Source organism: Methylobacterium sp. Leaf466 (assembly GCF_001425565.1).
In the GTDB taxonomy this organism is placed as follows: Bacteria; Pseudomonadota; Alphaproteobacteria; order Rhizobiales; family Beijerinckiaceae; genus Methylobacterium.
In genome coordinates, this window is record NZ_LMRC01000002.1 from 125329 (window position 1) to 143191 (window position 17863).

The 17863-nt window shown below is 72.3% G+C and carries 20 protein-coding genes; 14 read left to right on the top strand and 6 right to left on the bottom strand.

Annotation, left to right across the window (positions count from 1 at the left end):
• Positions 1 to 20 precede the first annotated feature (20 nt).
• The 3 genes from ASG59_RS02655 (at position 21) to hpxZ (ending at position 2064) form a co-directional block, all read left to right on the top strand.
• Complete coding sequence (locus tag ASG59_RS02655) at positions 21 to 212, top strand: DUF4089 domain-containing protein (protein ID WP_055888834.1); 192 nt, start codon at positions 21 to 23, stop codon at positions 210 to 212.
• 4 nt (positions 213 to 216) lie between these two features.
• Positions 217 to 1614, top strand: coding sequence for an AtzE family amidohydrolase (locus ASG59_RS02660; RefSeq protein WP_056406861.1), 1398 nt, complete (start codon positions 217 to 219; stop codon positions 1612 to 1614).
• A gap of 66 nt (positions 1615 to 1680) precedes the next feature.
• The gene (gene hpxZ, locus ASG59_RS02665) at positions 1681 to 2064 is read left to right on the top strand and encodes an oxalurate catabolism protein HpxZ (RefSeq protein ID WP_056406862.1); all 384 of its coding nucleotides are present in this window, start codon (positions 1681 to 1683) and stop codon (positions 2062 to 2064) included.
• Here hpxZ and ASG59_RS02670 read toward each other — a convergent pair whose 3' ends face one another.
• From ASG59_RS02670 to ASG59_RS02685, 4 genes are all read right to left on the bottom strand, one after another.
• The gene (locus ASG59_RS02670; RefSeq protein ID WP_055888840.1) at positions 2065 to 2595 is read right to left on the bottom strand and encodes a hypothetical protein; all 531 of its coding nucleotides are present in this window, start codon (positions 2593 to 2595) and stop codon (positions 2065 to 2067) included.
• A gap of 64 nt (positions 2596 to 2659) precedes the next feature.
• Positions 2660 to 2980 (bottom strand): hypothetical protein, encoded by a 321-nt coding sequence (locus ASG59_RS02675; protein WP_244472447.1) that lies wholly within the window; start codon positions 2978 to 2980, stop codon positions 2660 to 2662.
• Entirely contained in the window at positions 2977 to 3339 is a 363-nt protein-coding gene (locus ASG59_RS02680; protein WP_056285982.1) for a helix-turn-helix domain-containing protein, read from the bottom strand. The genes ASG59_RS02675 and ASG59_RS02680 overlap by 4 nt, the downstream gene beginning before the upstream one ends.
• A complete protein-coding gene (locus ASG59_RS02685) occupies positions 3333 to 3593 on the bottom strand; it encodes a BrnT family toxin (RefSeq protein ID WP_244475607.1) in 261 nt (86 codons plus the stop codon). The genes ASG59_RS02680 and ASG59_RS02685 overlap by 7 nt, the downstream gene beginning before the upstream one ends.
• Before the next feature lie 175 nt (positions 3594 to 3768).
• On the opposite strand from ASG59_RS02685, the gene argS reads away from it, so the two are divergent.
• The 7 genes from argS to ASG59_RS02720 all read left to right on the top strand — a co-directional run bounded on the left by argS (position 3769) and on the right by ASG59_RS02720 (position 11727).
• A complete protein-coding gene (gene argS / locus ASG59_RS02690; RefSeq protein ID WP_055889005.1) occupies positions 3769 to 5517 on the top strand; it encodes an arginine--tRNA ligase in 1749 nt (582 codons plus the stop codon).
• A 29-nt stretch (positions 5518 to 5546) separates the two neighbouring features.
• Positions 5547 to 7100, top strand: coding sequence for an SPOR domain-containing protein (locus ASG59_RS02695; protein WP_056406863.1), 1554 nt, complete (start codon positions 5547 to 5549; stop codon positions 7098 to 7100).
• A 96-nt stretch (positions 7101 to 7196) separates the two neighbouring features.
• Positions 7197 to 8201, top strand: coding sequence for a beta-N-acetylhexosaminidase (gene nagZ, locus ASG59_RS02700; RefSeq protein ID WP_056285987.1), 1005 nt, complete (start codon positions 7197 to 7199; stop codon positions 8199 to 8201).
• A 150-nt stretch (positions 8202 to 8351) separates the two neighbouring features.
• Positions 8352 to 8621, top strand: a complete 270-nt coding sequence (locus tag ASG59_RS02705) for a twin-arginine translocase TatA/TatE family subunit (protein ID WP_056285989.1) — start codon at positions 8352 to 8354, stop codon at positions 8619 to 8621.
• A gap of 108 nt (positions 8622 to 8729) precedes the next feature.
• Positions 8730 to 9212: a Sec-independent protein translocase protein TatB gene (gene tatB / locus ASG59_RS02710; protein WP_056285992.1), complete on the top strand. Its 483-nt coding sequence runs from the start codon at positions 8730 to 8732 to the stop codon at positions 9210 to 9212.
• A 2-nt stretch (positions 9213 to 9214) separates the two neighbouring features.
• The gene (gene tatC / locus ASG59_RS02715; RefSeq protein ID WP_056285994.1) at positions 9215 to 10015 is read left to right on the top strand and encodes a twin-arginine translocase subunit TatC; all 801 of its coding nucleotides are present in this window, start codon (positions 9215 to 9217) and stop codon (positions 10013 to 10015) included.
• 80 nt (positions 10016 to 10095) lie between these two features.
• The gene (locus ASG59_RS02720) at positions 10096 to 11727 is read left to right on the top strand and encodes an acyl-CoA synthetase (protein WP_056406866.1); all 1632 of its coding nucleotides are present in this window, start codon (positions 10096 to 10098) and stop codon (positions 11725 to 11727) included.
• 606 nt (positions 11728 to 12333) lie between these two features.
• On the opposite strand, the gene ASG59_RS02725 is transcribed toward ASG59_RS02720, so the two are convergent.
• Complete coding sequence (locus tag ASG59_RS02725; protein WP_055888857.1) at positions 12334 to 12807, bottom strand: DUF2147 domain-containing protein; 474 nt, start codon at positions 12805 to 12807, stop codon at positions 12334 to 12336.
• A gap of 236 nt (positions 12808 to 13043) precedes the next feature.
• Here ASG59_RS02725 and ndk point away from each other — a divergent pair, with 236 nt between their 5' ends.
• The 4 genes from ndk to ASG59_RS02745 all read left to right on the top strand — a co-directional run bounded on the left by ndk (position 13044) and on the right by ASG59_RS02745 (position 16130).
• Complete coding sequence (ndk, locus tag ASG59_RS02730) at positions 13044 to 13466, top strand: nucleoside-diphosphate kinase (RefSeq protein WP_056286001.1); 423 nt, start codon at positions 13044 to 13046, stop codon at positions 13464 to 13466.
• A gap of 119 nt (positions 13467 to 13585) precedes the next feature.
• Positions 13586 to 13963, top strand: coding sequence for a hypothetical protein (locus tag ASG59_RS02735; protein WP_055888863.1), 378 nt, complete (start codon positions 13586 to 13588; stop codon positions 13961 to 13963).
• 269 nt (positions 13964 to 14232) lie between these two features.
• Complete coding sequence (locus ASG59_RS02740; RefSeq protein WP_055888864.1) at positions 14233 to 15477, top strand: DUF3419 family protein; 1245 nt, start codon at positions 14233 to 14235, stop codon at positions 15475 to 15477.
• Positions 15474 to 16130, top strand: coding sequence for a class I SAM-dependent methyltransferase (locus ASG59_RS02745; protein ID WP_056406868.1), 657 nt, complete (start codon positions 15474 to 15476; stop codon positions 16128 to 16130). Before ASG59_RS02740 ends, ASG59_RS02745 begins: the two co-directional genes overlap by 4 nt.
• 10 nt (positions 16131 to 16140) lie before the next feature.
• On the opposite strand, the gene ASG59_RS02750 is transcribed toward ASG59_RS02745, so the two are convergent.
• Entirely contained in the window at positions 16141 to 17862 is a 1722-nt protein-coding gene (locus ASG59_RS02750; protein WP_056406870.1) for a patatin-like phospholipase family protein, read from the bottom strand.
• Position 17863 lies beyond the last annotated feature (1 nt).

Genomic DNA, 17863 nt, shown 5'->3' on the forward strand with positions numbered 1-17863 from the left:
ACAGCCGCCCCGGGACCCCGATGCCACCGACCCCCTCCGAGACGCGCGCCGCCTATGTCGAGGCCGCCGCCGGCCTGCTCGGGCTCCCCCTCGACCCGGCCTGGGCGGCGGGCGTCGCCGACAACCTCGCGGTGCTGAGCGCGGCGGCCGAGCGGGTGGCGGCGTTCCCGCTGCCCGACGAGGCCGAGGTGGCGCCGGTGTTCGAGGCCTGACGGGATGAGCGACGATCCGGCCCTGATGCACGGCCACGCCATCGCCGCCGCCGTGCGCGACCGGCGCACGAGCGCCACGGCGGCGGTCACCGCGGCCCTGGCCCGCATCGCGCGGGTGGACGGCACCGTCAACGCCTTCACCGACGTCGTGGCCGAGCGCGCCCTGGCCCGGGCCGGATCGATCGACGCGGCCATCGCTCGCGGCGAGCCCCAGGGGCCCCTGGCCGGCGTGCCCTTCGCGGTCAAGAACCTCATCGACGTCGCCGGCCTGCCGACGCGGGCGGGCTCGAAGATCAACCGCGCCCGCCCCCCGGCCGCCCGCGACGGCGCGACCCTGCGCCGGATGGAGGCGGCGGGCGCCATCCTGGTCGGCGCCCTCAACATGGGCGAATACGCCTACGACTTCACCGGCGAGAACGTCCACGACGGCGCCACGCGCAACCCGCACGACCTCGGCCACATGTCGGGGGGCTCGTCCGGCGGCTCGGGCGGGGCGGTGGGAGCCGGTCTCGTGCCGATCGCGCTCGGCTCGGACACCAACGGCTCGATCCGGGTGCCCTCGGCCTTCTGCGGCTGCTTCGGGTTGAAGCCCACCTATGGCCGGCTGACGCGGGCCGGCAGCTTCCCCTTCGTCGGCAGCCTCGACCATCTCGGGCCGATGGCCCGCAGCGTCACCGATCTGGCGCTCGCCTACGACGCGATGCAGGGCCCCGACCCCGAGGACGCTGCCACCACCGCCCGCGCGCCGGAGCCCGCGACGCCGGGGCTCGACGACGGGATCGCCGATCTGCGCATCGCCGTGGCGGGGGGCTATTTCGCCACCGGCGGCGACCCGGAGGCCTTCGCGGCGGTGGCGGCGATCGCGGGCGCGCTCAAGGTCACGCGCCGGGTCGAGATCCCGGAGGCCGCCCGCGCCAGGGCGGCGGCCTATCTCATCACCGCCGCCGAGGGCGCCGCCCTCCACCTCGACCGGCTGCGGACCCGGGCGGACGACTTCGACCCGGCGGTGCGCGACCGGCTCATCGCGGGCGCGATGATCCCCGCCCCCTGGGTCGGGGGCGCCCAGCGCTTCCGGCGCTGGTACCGCGCGGCGGTGGCCGAACTCTTCGCCGACGTCGACGTGATCCTGGCGCCGTCGACGCCGTGCCGGGCGCCGACATCGGGCCAGACCCATTTCGTCCTCGACGGCGTGACCCTGCCGGTGCGGGCCAACATCGGCGTGTTCACCCAGCCGATCTCCTTCATCGGCCTGCCGGTGGTGGCGGTGCCGGTGCGGGTGGACGACGGCCTGCCGCTCGGCGTCCAGGTCATCGCCGCCCCCTGGAGGGAAGGATCGGCGCTGCGGGTGGCACGCCACCTCGAACGCGAGGGAATCGTGAGCGCCCCCGCGGCGGACCTTTGACAACCGTCGTGATCCTCCCCTCCTGGACGCGAACGACGGCGTGACCGGCGAAACCACGAGACAGCCATGACGATCGACGACCCCGCCGTGAAGGCCGAAGTCGAGGCGGCGTTCGCGGCCTACGAGGCCGCGCTCGACGCGAACGACGTGGCGACCCTCGAGGACCTGTTTCGCGACGATCCGCGCACCATCCGCTACGGGATCGGGGAAAACCTCTACGGCATGGACGCGATCCGCGCCTTCCGCCGGGCCCGCTCGCCGCAGGGGCTGGCGCGCACGATCCACGACACCGTCATCACCACCTACGGGCGCGACACCGCCACCGCCATGACCCTGTTCCGGCGCGAGGGCGCCCCGGGCAAACTCGGCCGCCAGAGCCAGACCTGGGTGCGTTTCGAGAAGGGTTGGAAGGTGGTCGCCGCCCACGTCAGCCTGATCGAGGACGCCTGATCAGGTCTCGGCCGGGTCCTTGCGCGCCACGCGGCGCAGGCGCCCGTTGCGCTTCTCGTATTCGAACATCGCCGTCGTCGCCCGGTCGGCATCGGCGTCCACCGCCGCGGCCGGCACCGCGGGGGCAGGGGGCGTCCGCCGTTCCAGGGCGGCGCGGACCAGGGCGACGTCGCGGGCGATCAGGGCGGCGAGATCGGCCCGCACCGCGAGTTCGGCATCGGCACCGTCTTCGAAGGCGAGGCGCAGGAGCGTGGTGGGCGGCGTCGCCTCGAAGGCGCCGAGCCCGAACCCGACGGCGGAGGCGGCCACGCTCACGGGCTTGGGCAGGGCCTGCGCGCTGGCCAGCGCCCCCTGAAGGCCGCGCAGGAGATCGCCGCTCCAATGGGCGGGCGGTGCCGCGGGCTCCGGCAGGTCGAGGCTCGCCACGGTCTCGATGCCGCGCGAGGTCCCGTCGGGCATCGTGAAGAGCCCGTCCTCGTAGGCGCCCGCCCCGCTGCCGCAGGCGCCCCCTGCGATCCGGATGGCCGTCATCGTCTCTCGTCCTCGCGTCGTACAACCAGGGTGACGCGCCGATGTGTCCGAAACGCGGCGCGCCTCACGACGCGCGTCGGGCACGCTCGGCGAAGAAGTTGCGCAGGGTCGCCGCCACGAGGTCGTCCACCTGCGCGGCGCTCTTGGGTTCGCGCAGGACGAGGCTCGTCACCGCGTCGGGGTGGTTGCGGCGTTGCTTCGGGGTCCGGGCGTGGTTGGAGACCCGCAGGGCGAGGTCGCAGCCGGCGGTCTTGAGATAGACGGAATCGCCGCGGGTGTTGCGGGCCGCCTCGGCGAAGCCCTGTTCGGACAGGCGTGCGAGCGCCCGCGCCATCGCGGCGGCCGGGTCGAGCGGGGGCGAGCCCCGCCGGTCCCCACCGGTCACGCGGCGATCGACGGCGCCCGCCCGAGGGCGCGCAGGGCCGCCTCCGGCTCGCGGTCGAGGATGTTGAGGAGCACCCGCACGTAGGGCGGCACCGAGGTGCGGCCCTGTTCCCAGTTCTTCAGGGTCGCGAGCGGCGCATCGATCAGCCGGGCGAATTCGACCTGCGTCAGCCCCAGGCGTTCGCGCACCCTATGCGGCGGCCGGACGACGACGGCCCCCTCCAGGTAGGAGGGATCGTCGGGGTCGTAGCCGTCCTCGATCATATGGCGCCGGATGTCCTCCTCGGTGGTGGCATCGAGCTTGGCTTGGTCCACGTCGGCCGGCCGGGCGGCCAGTTCCGCCAATGTCACCCTCACCATTTCACGCGCTCCTTACGGTTCGAGAGCCAGGCCGTGATGATCCAGCGGACATCGCCGCGGTCCGTATAGACGACGGTGTAGAACCGGCCGTCATACTGGCCCACGGCCGTCATGCGGACCTCGCCGTAATCCTGACGCGTATCCTGCCAGGTCACGACTCGCCCAAGAAAGATCCTGGCCGCAGTCCCGAGCCCGAAGCCGCGAGCGGATTTCACGAGGTCGGATTTTGCCGGGTCCCAGTCGAATTCCATCATCCACTCATACGCTCACAGCGCCCTTCGCACCAGCGACGTGTTGCAACGAAGCGGTGGTGAGCGTGGGGCGGCGACCGGCAAGGCGCGTGCCGTGACACCCCCGCCTACCCTTGCTATGCCGCGCCTGACACGATGACGGCGCGTCCGTCGCAACCGCATGCCCCGGCTCCATCCGATGAACATCTTCGCCACCTTCGAGGCGCGCGTCCGCGAGGCGTTGCAGGCGCTCACCCGCTCCGGCCACCTGCCCGAGGGGCTCGACCTGTCCCGCGTGGTGGTCGAGCCGCCGCGCGATCCCGCCCACGGCGATCTCGCCACCAACGCCGCCCTGGTGCTGGCCAAGGAGGCCAGGGCCAACCCGAAGGCGCTCGGCGAGGCTCTGGCGGCAGAACTCCGCACCGACCCGCGGGTGGTCGAGGCGAGCGTGGCGGGGCCGGGCTTCATCAACCTGCGGCTGGTGCCGGAGGTGTTCCACGAGGTGGCGCGCGCCGCCCTGACGGAGGGCGCCGGCTACGGCCGCGCCGCGATGGCCGGCGGCCCGGTCAACATCGAATACGTGTCGGCCAACCCCACCGGGCCGATGCACGTCGGCCACGGCCGCGGCGCGGTGTTCGGCGATGCGCTGGCCAACCTCCTCGCCTTCGCCGGCCGGGACGTGACGCGCGAGTACTACATCAACGACGCCGGCGCGCAGGTCGACGTCCTCGCCCGCTCCGCCCACCGGCGCTACCGCGAGGCGCTCGGACAGGACGTCGGCCCGGTGCCCGAGGGGCTCTATCCCGGCGACTACCTGGTTCCGGTGGGGCGGATGCTGGCCGACACCCATGGCCGCGCTCTCCTGGAGCAGTCCGAGGCCGAATGGCTGCCCGTGGTGCGGGCCTCGGCCATCGATGCGATGATGGCGCTGATCCGCGGGGACCTCGCGCGCCTCGGGATCCACCACGACGTGTTCTTCTCCGAGGCGACACTGAAGGAGGCCGTCCCCGTCCTCCTGGCGGAGCTGCGCGACAAGGGCCTCGTCTACGAGGGCCGGCTGCCGCCGCCCAAGGGCCAGCCGCCGGAGGATTGGGAGGACCGCGAGCAGACCCTGTTCCGCACCCGAGAGTTCGGCGACGACGTCGACCGGCCGCTCCTGAAGTCCGACGGCTCCTTCACCTATTTCGCCTCCGACATCGCCTACCACCGCGACAAGTGGCGGCGCGGCGCCACCGACCTCATCGACGTGCTCGGCGCCGACCACGGCGGCTACGTCAAGCGGATGCAGGCGGCGGTGAAGGCGGTGAGCGGGGGCGAGGCCACCCTCGACGTCAAGCTCTGCCAGCTCGTGCGGCTGCTGCGGGCGGGCGAGCCCGTGAAGATGTCCAAGCGCGCGGGCGAGTTCATCACCCTGGCCGAGGTCGTGGACGAGGTCGGGCGCGACGCCATCCGCTTCATGATGCTCTACCGCAAGAACGACGCGACCCTGGATTTCGACCTCGCCAAGGTGGTCGAGCAGTCCAAGGACAACCCGGTCTTCTACGTGCAATACGCCCACGCCCGCTGCGCCTCGGTGTTCCGGCAGGCGCGCGAGGCGATGCCCGGCGAGGATTTCTCGCGCGCCGCCCTCATGGCGCAGGCCGACCTGTCCCTCCTCGCCGACCCCGGCGAGGCCGAGATCCTGCGTCTCGTCGCCCAGTATCCGCGGGTGATCGAAGCGGCGGCGGCGGCGCACGAGCCGCACCGTGTGGCATTCTACCTCTACGAACTGGCCAGTTCCCTGCATGGTTTCTGGAACAAGGGCAAAGACTTGCCGCAATTACGGTTTGTTAATCCAACCGACAGAAACTCGACCCGGGCGAGATTGGCCCTCGTCGAGGCTTTGCGGGGCGTTCTCGCTTCGGGTCTCGGCGTCTTGGGCGTCACCGCGCCGGACGAGATGCGGTGAGGACACGCCGCGTGTAGAGGGATGCAGCCATGACGCCGAACGCCTCGCGAGCGCCTGTCGACTTCGATGCGTTCGAGCGCGAGCTGCAGCAGCCGGCGCCGCAATCGGCACAGGCTGCGGCCAAGGGCGATCCGTTGGCCGAGCTCGCCCGCATCGTCGGCCAGGACGATCCGTTCCGGGCGCTGCTGCAGGTCCGTGACGCCCGCGCCGCCGGCCACCAGCAGGCCCAGGGCGGCCGCATCGAGCCGACGTTCTACGAAGACGCTCGCTACGAAGACACCCGCAACGAGCACGCGCGCCACGAACACGCGCTCTACGACGACCGCCGGGCGGAAGGCTCCGGGGGCCATCCGCACCAGCCCCCGGCACACGCCCTGCAGGCGCAGGCCCCCGAGGGTCACGCCCCGCAGGACCCTGCGGCCGGCTACGGCCATGGCCAGCCCTACGACCCGGCCTACGGCCACCCGCCGGATCTGTCGCCGGCGGACGCCTTCAACCAGTACCTCGCCTCGGTCGAGCAGGGCGGCTACGACGCGCAGGGCAACCCGCGCAGCCATGGCGCAGACGACGCAGGCCACGCATTCGCCGACGACGGCGCCGCCCCGCGCAACGCCGCGGCCGAGAAGCCGCGCCAGCGCAGCCGCCTCGTCTCGGTGGGTGCCGGGCTCGCGGTCCTCGTCGTCTCCGTCACCGGGGCGCTGACCTGGCGCAGCCTGCACACGAGCGGCAACGGCGGCAGCGAAGGCGTGCCCACCATCATGGCCGACAAGGCCCCCCTCAAGATCGCGCCCAAGACCGCCGACGGCGTCGAGATCCCCGACCAGAACAAGCAGATCTACGACCGGACCGCCAAGGACGGCCAGATCCGCATCGTCAACCGCGAGGAGCAGCCGGTGGACGTGGCCCAGGCGGCCCGCGCCGCGCCGCGGCCGGCGGAATCCGCCGCCACGCCCGCCACCGCCACGCCGGGCACCCTCAACGAGTCGCTCGGCGAGCCGCGCCGGGTGCGCACGGTGTCGGTCAAGCCCGACACCCCGCCGCCGGCCCAGCAGCGCGACGTCCCCGCCCAGGCCGCCGATACCACCCCGGGGGCGGCGTCGACCTCGGTCATCCCGAGCATGGTGATGCCCGGCGCGGGCAACGACGGCACCGCGACCACCGCCTCCCTGCGCCCGCGCAGCCCTAAAATCCCGCCCGCGGTCCCGGCCCCCGAGGCCGGCACCACGACGACCGCCGAGGCCCAGCCGGCCCCGGCCCAGAAGCCGAAGCCGGCCCAGAAGGTCGCGGCCCTGCCGGCCGAGACCGCCCCGGCGGCCGCGGTCCCGGTCACCTCCGGTCCGGTCGGCGGCTTCTCCGTCCAGCTCGGCGTGCGCACGAGCCAGGCCGAGGCCCAGGCCGCCTTCCGGCAGATGCAGACCAAGTACAGCCAGCTCAACGGCCAGCCGCCCCTGATCCGGCAGGCCGAGGTCAACGGCAAGTCGATCTTCCGCGTCCGCGTCGGCCCCCTGGGCAAGGACGAGGCGAACAGCCTGTGCAGCCAGATCCAGGGCGCGGGCGGCCAGTGCTTCGTGGCCAAGAACTAAGTTCGAACGAGCCGACGAGCGAGCGCACCTGCGCGGCGGCGCGTTCCCGCCGCGCTGGTGTTCTTTCGTGACAGTCCCCGACGCGAGCCCCAGTCCATGACCACCCGCGCCCTGATCCTCGGCTGTGCCGGCCGGACCCTCTCGGCGGAGGAGACCGCCTTCTTCCGCGCGGTCCAGCCGTGGGGCTTCATCCTGTTCAAGCGCAACATCGGCACGCCGGACGAGGTCCGCGCCCTGACCGCGTCCCTGCGCGACATCGTCGGGCGTGCCGACGCGCCGATCCTCATCGACCAGGAGGGCGGCCGCGTGCAGCGCATGGGACCGCCGCACTGGCCGTCCTACCCGCCGGGCCGGATCTTCGGGCGGCTCGACGCCGCGGCCGCCACGGTGGCGCGCCTGGGTGCGCGCCTGATGGCCCACGACCTCGCCGACGTCGGCATCAACGTCGATTGCGCGCCCGTGCTCGACGTCCCGGTGGCCGGCGCCCACGACGTGATCGGCGACCGGGCCTACGGCGAGACCGTGGCGTCCGTCGTCGCCATCGGCCGCGCGGTGGCCGAGGGCCTGATGGCCGGCGGCGTCCTGCCGGTAATGAAGCACATCCCCGGGCACGGCCGCGCGGCCTGCGACAGCCACAAGGGCCTGCCGGTGGTGGAGGCCGACCGCGACAGCCTCGAGCCCCACGACTTCGCGCCCTTCCGGGCGCTGGCCGACCTGCCCATGGCGATGAGCGCCCACGTCGTCTACGCCGCGATCGACCCCGCACGGCCCGCCACCCAATCGCCCCGCATGATCGCTGAAATCATCCGCGGCGCGATCGGCTTCCAGGGCCTCCTGATGACCGACGACCTCTCGATGCACGCGCTCAGCGGCACCTTCGCCGAGCGGACGCAGGCCGCCTTCGCGGCCGGGATCGACGTCGCCCTGCATTGCAACGGCGATCTGGCGGAGATGGCCGGCGTGGCCGAGGCGACGCCGGGGCTCGCCGGGCAGGCCCGCGTGCGTGCCGATGCGGCCCTGGCGCGCCTGCGCCCGGCCGCCGACCTCGACGTGGCGCAGGCCCGCGCCGCCTTCGCCGCCGCGCTGACCCGGGCCGCCTGAGGGAAGCACGGTCGTACCGCCATCCCGCGTCGATCGCTCCTGCGGCCTTTGCCGCTTCTTGTGTTCGTGGCGTCCGATCCTTAGGTTCGCCCCAATCCGATCGCACGAGACGCCGCCGCGCGGGTTCCGCCCGCGGCGCAGGAGGTTGCCATGGGCAGCATGAGTATCTGGCACTGGATCATCGTCGCCGGCATCGTGATGCTGCTGTTCGGCCGCGGCAAGATCTCGGACCTGATGGGCGACGTCGCCAAGGGCATCAAGGCCTTCAAGAAGGGCATGGCCGAGGACGAGACGCCCGCCGCCGTTTCCCCAGCCCAGCCGGTCACGCCCGTCAGCGCCACCGACCCGGTGCGCACGCTCCCGCACCAGGGCGAGCCGGCCCCGGCCAACACCGTCGCCGCCGACCGCAAGGTCGGCTGACACTCGGGTTCGCACGCCCCACGATGGACGGAGTCGAGCGGTCGGTCGGGAGTCGCCGCCGGATCGTGAGGCGGGCCATGCCGAAGAGCCCACGGGACGATCGACGCCATGTTTGACATGAGTTGGGGCGAGGTGATGCTGATCGGCGGCATCGCCCTGATCGTCATCGGCCCGAAGGATCTGCCCAAGGCGCTGCGGACGGTGGGTCAGGTCACCGGCAAGATGCGGCGCATGGCCGGCGAGTTCCAGTACCAGTTCAAGGAAGCGGTGCGCGAGGCCGAGCTCGACGAGGTCCGCCGCGAGGTCGACGGCATAAAGCGGTCCGCCGGCACGATGGGGCCGGTGTTCGACCCAGTCCAGACCATCCGCAACGAGATCAAGGGCGCGGTCGAGGGCGGCCACGCCCAGTCGAGCACGCAGCCGCTCGCCAATGTCGCGGCCCAGTTGGCGGCGGCCGAGAGCGAGACCCTCAGGGCCGGCCCCGAGGCCGCGCAGGCCCCGACGACGGCCTCCGAGGAATCCGACGCCCCGGCTCCGGCCTCCACCGACCCGGTCGCGCCGCGGCCGACGTCTCCGACCCCGGGCGCGTGACGATGAGCACCACCACCGACGAAGCCGACATCGAGGCTTCGCGCGCGCCCCTCATCGAGCATCTGATCGAGCTGCGTTCGCGGCTGATCAAATCGCTGGCCGCCTTCATCGTGATGTTCTTCGTGTGCTTCTTCTTCTCGAAGCACATCTACAACATCCTGGTCTATCCCTACGTCAGCATCGTGGGTGCGGCCAACGCCAAGCTGATCGCGACGCACTTCCTCGAGCAGGTCTTCACCAACATCAAGCTCAGCGTCTTCGGCGCGGGTTTCCTCGCTTTCCCGGTGATCGCGACGCAGATCTACGCCTTCGTGGCGCCGGGCCTCTACAAGAACGAGCGCAAGGCGTTCCTGCCCTATCTCGTGGCCACCCCGATCTTCTTCTTCCTCGGCGCGCTGGTGGTGTTCTTCCTCGCCATGCCGCTGCTCATCCAGTTCTCGGTGAGCCTGCAGCAGATCGGCGAGCCGGGCGAGGCGACGATCTCGCTCCTGCCCAAGGTCGACGAGTACCTCTCGCTGATCATGACGCTGATCTTCGCGTTCGGGCTGGCCTTCCAGTTGCCGGTGATCCTGACCCTGCTCGGCCAGATCGGCGTCATCGACACCGCCTTCCTGCGCGAGAAGCGCCGCTATGCCATCGTGCTGGTTTTCGTCGCCGCCGCGATCCTGACCCCTCCGGACGTGATCTCGCAGCTCTCGCTGGCCCTGCCGATGCTGCTCCTCTACGAGGCCTCGATCTTCTCGGTGGCCCACGTGGAGCGGCGCCGTGCGGCCCAGCGCAAGGCCGAGGGGCTGGATCCGTAAGGCGGTCCGGCGACGCCTCCCGATTGATCGGGCGGCGCCATGCGCTAGTGTCGCGGCCAAAGACCGCCCGGGAGGGGTCCATGCGCAGCGAGACGATCTACGACCGGGACCTCGACAAGGTCGCGGCGAACTACCAGCCGTTGACGCCCCTGACCTACCTCGAACGGGCGGCGCGGGTGTTTCCCGACCGGATCGCCGTGATCCACGGCCCCCTGCGGCGGACCTATGCCGACCTCTACGCCCGCTCGCGCCGGCTCGCCTCGGCCCTGGAGCGGCGCGGCATCGGCCGGGGGGACACGGTGGCGGTGCTGCTCGCCAACACGCCGGCCATGATCGAGGCGCACTACGGGGTGCCGATGACCGGCGCGGTGCTCAACACCCTCAACACCCGCCTCGACGCCGCCGCTTTGGCATTCTGCCTCGACCACGCCGAGGCCAGGGTCCTGGTCACCGACCGCGAGTTCGCCCACGTGGCCGGGCCGGCCCTGGAAAAGGCCGGCGTCACCCCTCTGGTGATCGACTACGACGATCCCGAATACGACGGCCCCGGGGACCGCCTCGGCACCCTCGACTACGAGGCTCTGCTGGCGGAGGGCGACCCCGACCACGCGTGGGCGATGCCCGCCGACGAGTGGGACGCGATCTCGCTCAACTACACCTCCGGCACCACCGGCGACCCCAAGGGCGTGGTCTACCACCACCGCGGCGCGGCCCTGCTGTCGCTCGGCAACGTCGTCACGGGGGACCTCGGGCAGCACCCGGTCTATCTCTGGACCCTGCCGATGTTCCACTGCAACGGCTGGTGCTTCACCTGGACCCTCTCCATCGTGGCCGGCACCCATGTCTGCCTGCGCCAGGTCAGGGCGGGGGCGATGTACCGGCTGATGGCCGAGCACGGGGTCACGCACCTGTGCGGCGCGCCCATCGTGATGTCGCTCCTCGTCAACGCCCCGGCGGAGGAGCGCCGGCCGCTGCCGCACCGGGTGGCCTTCTTCACGGCCGCCGCCCCGCCGCCGGAGGCGGTGCTGGCCGGGATGCGGGAGGCCGGCTTTGCCGTCACCCATCTCTATGGCCTCACCGAGAGCTACGGCCCGGCGGTGGTCAACGCCTGGCACGCCGAATGGGACGACCTGCCCCCCGACGAGCAGGCCGCCAAGAAGGCGCGCCAGGGGGTGCGCTACCCGGTGCTCGAAGGCCTCGACGTGCGCGACCCCGACACCCTCGAACCGGTGCCCGCCGACGGCACGACCCTGGGCGAGGTCATGATGCGCGGCAACGTGGTGATGCGCGGCTACCTCAAGAACCCGGCCTCGACGCGGGCGGCCTTCGCCGGCGGCTGGTTCCACACCGGCGACCTCGGGGTGAAGCACGCCGACGGCTACGTCCAGCTCAAGGACCGTTCCAAGGACATCATCATCTCGGGCGGCGAGAACATCTCCTCCATCGAGGTGGAGGACGTCCTGTTCAAGCATCCGGCCATCGCCGCGGCCGCGGTGGTGGCGCGGCCCGACGAGAAATGGGGTGAGACGCCCTGCGCCTTCGTCGAGCTCAAGGCCGGGAGCGAGGCCGGCGCCGACGAGATCATCGCCTGGTGCCGCGAGCGGCTCGCCCCCTACAAGCTGCCCCGCCACATCGTCTTCGGCGAATTGCCGAAGACCTCCACCGGCAAGGTGCAGAAATACCTGCTGCGCGGACGGGCGCAGGAGGGTTAGGCGCGGCGTCGTCACGGCCTCGGGACATCGAGAGGCTGGCGATGGTTGACGCCGCGATAGGCGCGCCAGGCCTCCACCGCTGCGATCCAGAGGGCCCGGCCAGGGCCGCCGCCAGCGCCATCGGGGGCTCGCCGAGCCGGCTGGTGCACCGGACCGGGGATAAGCCGTCGCCGCCACGGCGAGACCGCCCAGGACGATGGCACCCTCGCCGCCGATGATCACGAGCCCGACCCGGGCGGGCAGGGCCACGCACAGGGCCGCGAACAGGATCGGGGCCGCTTGCTGCAGGCTGTTCTGGAAGGCGAAGGGCGAGCCGAAGCCGCCGCGATAGACGAGGTCGAGGAAGATGGTCGGAGAGTGCCCGGGGCCCGGCAGGAACAGGCTGAACAGGGCGAGACCGGCGGCGGCCGCTCCGATCGGGATCGCGAAGGTCTCGGCGCGGCAGGCGCGCCTCGGCAACGATCCCGTGGCAAGGGGCGGCGTCGGCAGCCACGTGATCTTCTCTCCCCGCGAAGGCGGCGGGAGAGGCGTGAATTCCGTGCCAAGCCGGGGCGCAGGGCGCCCCGGGATCGGCTCGTTACGGCGTGGGGGTTAAGGCGTGGGGCGTTACGGCGTGGGCTTGGCGACGGCCGCCTGCTGGTTCACGTCCGGCACGCGGGTCCAGGTCTGCGAGCCGCACAGCACCTTGAGCAGGCAGCCGGAGACGCTGAGTTCGCTGCCGCTCTCGCGCTCGAGGCTGACCTGATAGGTCTTGCCTTCCTCGATGTTGTAGATGTCGCCCGAGAACTTGGCGTCGTCGGGCTTCAGGCCCTCCAGGAGCGGCAGGCCGAGCACCGGCCGGTTGCGCTTCTTGGGATCGGGATTCTTGAGATCGGTGCGCGGGCTGCCCGTCTCGGTGGTCGGCACCTTGAGCCAGACGACCTTGCCGCAGACCTGGGCGGCGCCGGGGCCGCAGCGGTCGATCCGGATCTTGGCGCGGCCGTCGCCGGTGAGCCAGGTGCCCGACGGGTCCTGGGCGGGTGCCGCGGCGGCGGCACCGAGGCCGGAGAGGAGGAGGGCGGCTGTCACGGCGACACGCATGGCTCGGATCTCCTTTGGATGAGGGGCTAGCGCCGGACCACGGGAGGGGCCGGCGCCGTCATCCGCCAGGAAGCCATCGCTTTCGGGCGATTTTCCGGCGGTGTTGCGTTCCTGCCATGGTGAGCGCGATTCGGGCCTCGGCGCGATTCAGGCCTCGGGTTGAGGCACCGGGGCGTGCCGGCTATAAGCCCGGCGCCGAAGCCGTTTTCGGCTCACCGACCAGAACCGGACCGACCATGGCCACCGAGCGCACCTTCTCCATCCTCAAGCCCGACGCGACCAAGCGGAACCTCACCGGCGCCGTCAACGCGCTGATCGAGAAGGCGGGCCTGCGCATCGTCGGCCAGCGCCGCATCCAGATGACCAAGGCCCAGGCCGAAACGTTCTACGAGATCCACAAGGAGCGCCCGTTCTTCGGCGAACTCGTGGACTTCATGACCTCCGGCCCCGTGGTGGTTCAGGTGCTCGAAGGCGACAACGCGGTCGCCAAGTACCGCGAGATCATGGGCGCCACCAACCCGGCCCAGGCCGCCGAGGGCACCATCCGCAAGACCTTCTCCGAGTCGGTGGGCGAGAACACCGTCCACGGCTCCGACAGCGCCGAGAACGCGGCCATGGAGATCGCGCAGTTCTTCAAGGACGGCGACATCGTCGGCTGATCGCGCCCCACGGAGCGATTGCCCGGGAGGTGTGGCGGCGTCGCCCTTGCGCCGCCACGGCTCTGCGCGTGAAAGCGGAATCGTTCGACGATCCCGCTCCACCGACCCGGATATCCTCCATGCGCTACGCCCATCCGCGCACCGGCCGCCTTCTCCTGGCGGCCGGCCTGCTCTCCCTCGTCGCCGCCTGCAACTCCGCCAAGCCCGGCCCCACGGCGAGCCTCGAAGGCTTCACGCCCGACCCGGCGCTCAAGACCGCCTCGACGCGCAACCTCACCGGCCGCGTCAGCCGCGCCTGCGTCGTGACGCAGGGCCGCCTCCAGAGCGTGCCCGAGACCGCGCTCGCCCGCCCGTGCGGCTGCTACGCGCAGAAGACCCTGGCCTCCCTCGACCGGGGCGAGCTCGAATCCTACCGCACCTCCGGCTACTTCAACGATTCCGCCAAGGCCAAGGCGCTCGCGGCCCTCGACGCCTGCCAGCTGCCGCGTCCGGTCTGAGGGCGCTTCGTTACGCGCGTCGATGACGGTTTCGTCCGTCTGTCGACGCGCGGCCTTCCTTTCCTGAGCGGAGAGGGCGCGCAGGCACGCCTCCCGCGATCGTTCGATCGACGGGATCGGAGCGATCGTCTCCGGTCCGGCCGGGGCCGGACACGCAAAGCTCCCCGTTCCGGCGCGAGCCGGGGAAGACCGTCACCGCACGGTCACGGGGATGACGTACCGGCGCTCGGATCAGGCAGTCGCCTCACCCCGTGACCGAAGACCGCTCCATGACGCGTGCAGCACGTGCCATCCGCCGCGAGACCAGCCTGGGGCTGACGAGCGCGGTGCATCGCAACGCCGCCCTGTCGCGCGCCGGGCTCTCGGAACGGCTGTTCACCCTCGCCTTCAGCGGACTGGTCTACCCGCAGATCTGGGAGGACCCGGTGGTGGACATGGAGGCCCTGGCCCTCGGGCCTCGGGACCATGTGGTCGCCATCGCATCGGGCGGCTGCAACGTCCTGTCCTACCTCACCGCCGATCCGGCCCGGGTCAGCGCGGTGGACCTCAACGGCGCCCATGTGGCGCTCGGGCGCCTCAAGCTCGCGGGCCTGCAGGCGCTGCCGGACCACGGGGCGTTCTTCCGGTTCTTCGGCCGGGCCGACGCCGCCGAGAACGTCGCCGCCTACGACGCCCTGATCCGGCCCCGGCTCGATCCGGTCTCGCGGGCCTATTGGGAGGCGAGGGGCCTCGACGGGCGCCGCCGCATCTCGGCCTTCGCCACCAACGTCTACCGCACCGGCCTGCTCGGGCGGTTCATCGGCGCGGGCCATCGCCTCGCCCGGCTCTACGGCCACGACCTCTCCGCGGTCCTGCGGGCCCGCACGCTTGCCGAGCAGCGCGCCGCCTTCGAGGCCGAGATCGCGCCGCTGTTCGAGAAGGCGTTCGTGCGCTGGCTGATCGGCAAGCCGGCCTCGCTCTACGGCCTCGGCATCCCGCCGGCGCAATACGGGGCGCTGGCGAACGACCTGCCCGGCGGCATGGTGGCGGTGCTGCGCCACCGGCTGGAACGGCTGGCCTGCGATGTCGCGGTCAAGGACAACTACTTCGCCTGGCAGGCCTTCGGGCGCGGCTACGACCCGGCCGCCGACGCCGCGCTGCCGCCCTACCTGCAGCCGGCCCGTTTCGCGGCGGTGCGCGCCCGCGCATCCCGGGTGCGCTACGAGCAGCAGTCGATGACCGCCTTCCTCGCCGCCAGCCCCGAAGGCAGCGCCGACGCCTACGTGCTGCTCGACGCCCAGGACTGGATGACCGACGCCGACCTCACCGCCCTGTGGACGCAGATCACCCGCACCGCGCGCGCCGGCGCCCGGGTGATCTTCCGCACGGCGGCCGACGAGCGCTGCCTGCCCGGCCGGGTGCCCGACGCGATCCTGGGCGCCTGGACCTACGAGGAGGCGACGAGCCGGGCGCTCTGCGCCCGCGACCGCTCCTCGATCTACGGCGGCTTCCACCTGTATCGGCTTCGCCCATGACGGCGGCCGCGGCGGCGATGGACCGGATGTACCGGCGCCAGCGCCACATCTACGACGCCAGCCGCAAGTTCTACCTCCTGGGCCGGGACGCCGCCATCGATGCCCTGAAGCCGCCGGCGGGGGGCAGCGTGCTGGAGATCGGCTGCGGCACCGGGCGCAACCTCGTGCGCATCGCGTCCACCTACCCGCAGGCCCGATGCTTCGGCCTCGACGTCTCGGCGGCGATGCTCGACACCGCCGCCCGGTCGGTGTCGCGGGCGGGATCCTCCGCGCGCATCCGGCTCGCCTGCGCCGACGCCACCGATTTCGATCCCCTGGCGCTGTTCGGCCGCCCCGCCTTCGACCGGATCGTCATCTCCTACGCCCTCTCGATGATCCCGCCCTGGGAGGCGGTGCTCGCCGAGAGCGCCGGATACCTCGCGCCGGGCGGCGAGCTCCACGTGGTCGACTTCGGCGGCCAGGAGGGTCTGCCGGGGCCGTTCCGGGCGGTGCTCAACCGCTGGCTGGCGGCTTTTTCGGTGACGCCGCGCATGACCTTGGCCGACGCGATGGCCGGGATCGCAGCGAGCCAGGGGTTCGTCTGCACGGTGCGCCAATGCTACCGCGGCTACTCGGTCCACGGGGTGCTGTCGCGGCGAGCCGGCCTCGACTGAACGCCTCGGTTCACCCCTCCTCGGCCCAGGGCGCCAGGGTGCCCGCCGCGATCTGATCGACCGCGTGGCGGTGGCCGATGGCGGCGGTGGTCGCGTGCGAGGACCACGCCCTGAGGTCGATGCCGGCGAGCGGCGGCCGCAGCACGGCGGCGGCGTGACGGGAGGTCAGCGCCGTCTGCGCGTCCGAGGAGACGGTGGCGGCCCGCAGCAGCAGTTGCGCGATGCCCGGCGTCTCCTGGGGCGCACGGAGCCATTGGCGCAGCATGCGTCCGCGCCAGGACCGCGCCGGGACGCTCTGGAAGGCGAGGTCGCTGGCGACGTCGACGCCGAGGACGGGGCCGCGCTGGCGGCTCGCCATCACGTCCACCGGCAGGTTGTTCATCATGCCCCCGTCCACCAGGATGCCCTCGGGCGTGCACACCGGCGGCAACAGGCCGGGGATGGCGATGCTGGCGCGCAGCGCCGTGACGAGGTCGCCCGCTTCGTGCACCATGGCGGTGCCGGTGGTGAGGTTGGAGGACAGGCAGAAGAACGGCAGCCACAGATCCTCGATCCGGGTGTCGGCGAAGGTGCGGGCGAGGCCCTCGTCGACCTTGGCGCCGCGGGTGAGGGCGAGGATCGGCAGGGTGTAGTCGTTCAGCGGGTTGCGCGACACGAAGGCGGCCACGGTCTGGTCGAGGATGCGCGCGCCGCTCCAGCCCATGGCGAGGCTCGCCGCCACGATGGCGCCCATGCTGGTGCCCCCCACCGCATCGATCGGCAGGCCCGCCTCCTCAAGGGCCCGGATGACGCCCAGATGCGCGAACCCACGCGCCCCGCCGCCACCGAACACCACCGCCCTGGCGCAGCCGCTGGCGAGCCGCGCGAGGCGGCCGAGATCGTCGGCCCGGCCCGGCCTGACGTGGATGCGCAGGGAGACCGGCACGCCCGAGAACACCCGGTGGGCCGGGCGCGGCAGCACCGCGTCCGGGGCCTGGACCACGACGAGGTCGTGGCGGACCCAGTCCGAGGGCGTGCGCGCGGCGAAATCGGCGCAGGCGGGCTTGGGCGGCTGCCCGGCCGCGGCCAGGAGCAGGACGTGGTCGGACCGGCGCAGGCACAGGCGGGTCCAGGCGCTGCCGGGCTCGTCGGCGCGGTAGACGACGCGGTCGTGCCCGCTCTCGAAGCGGTGGAACCAGGTCTCGTCCGCCTCCTCCGGCCAGGCGTCGAGATAGCCGACCTGGCCCGGCAGCGCCGCGGCGAAGCCGTGGGCGAGGGCGCCCGCGTCGATGCCGGCGGTCACCGGCAGCACCGTGAAGGTGCGGGGCGCATTGTCCAGGGCCGGGGCCTCGTCGGCCCGGCGCAGGCGGTCGGCGAGGAGGCGCGTGAAGTAGAGCATCGTCGAGGGATGGCGCTCGACCAGATCCTCGAACGCCCGGCGGCTGAGGCGGTAGAGGTGCGAATCGCGCAGCGCCGTGGCGGTGGCCGAGCGCGGCCCCTCCGAGAGCAGGGCCATCTCGCCGACGGTGATCGGCGGGCGCAGGCGCGCGACCCGGCGGATGGCGCCGGTCCGGGGATCGCGCCGCGAGATGCCGATGGCGCCCGAGGCCAGGGTGTAGAGGGCGTCGGCCTCGTCGCCCTCGTGGAACAGCACCTGCCCGCCGGCCACCGCCACGGAGGCGAGCCGGTCGCGGATCGCCTGGGCGGCGTCCTCGTCGAGGTACCTCAGGAACGGGATATCCGGTTCGTCCACC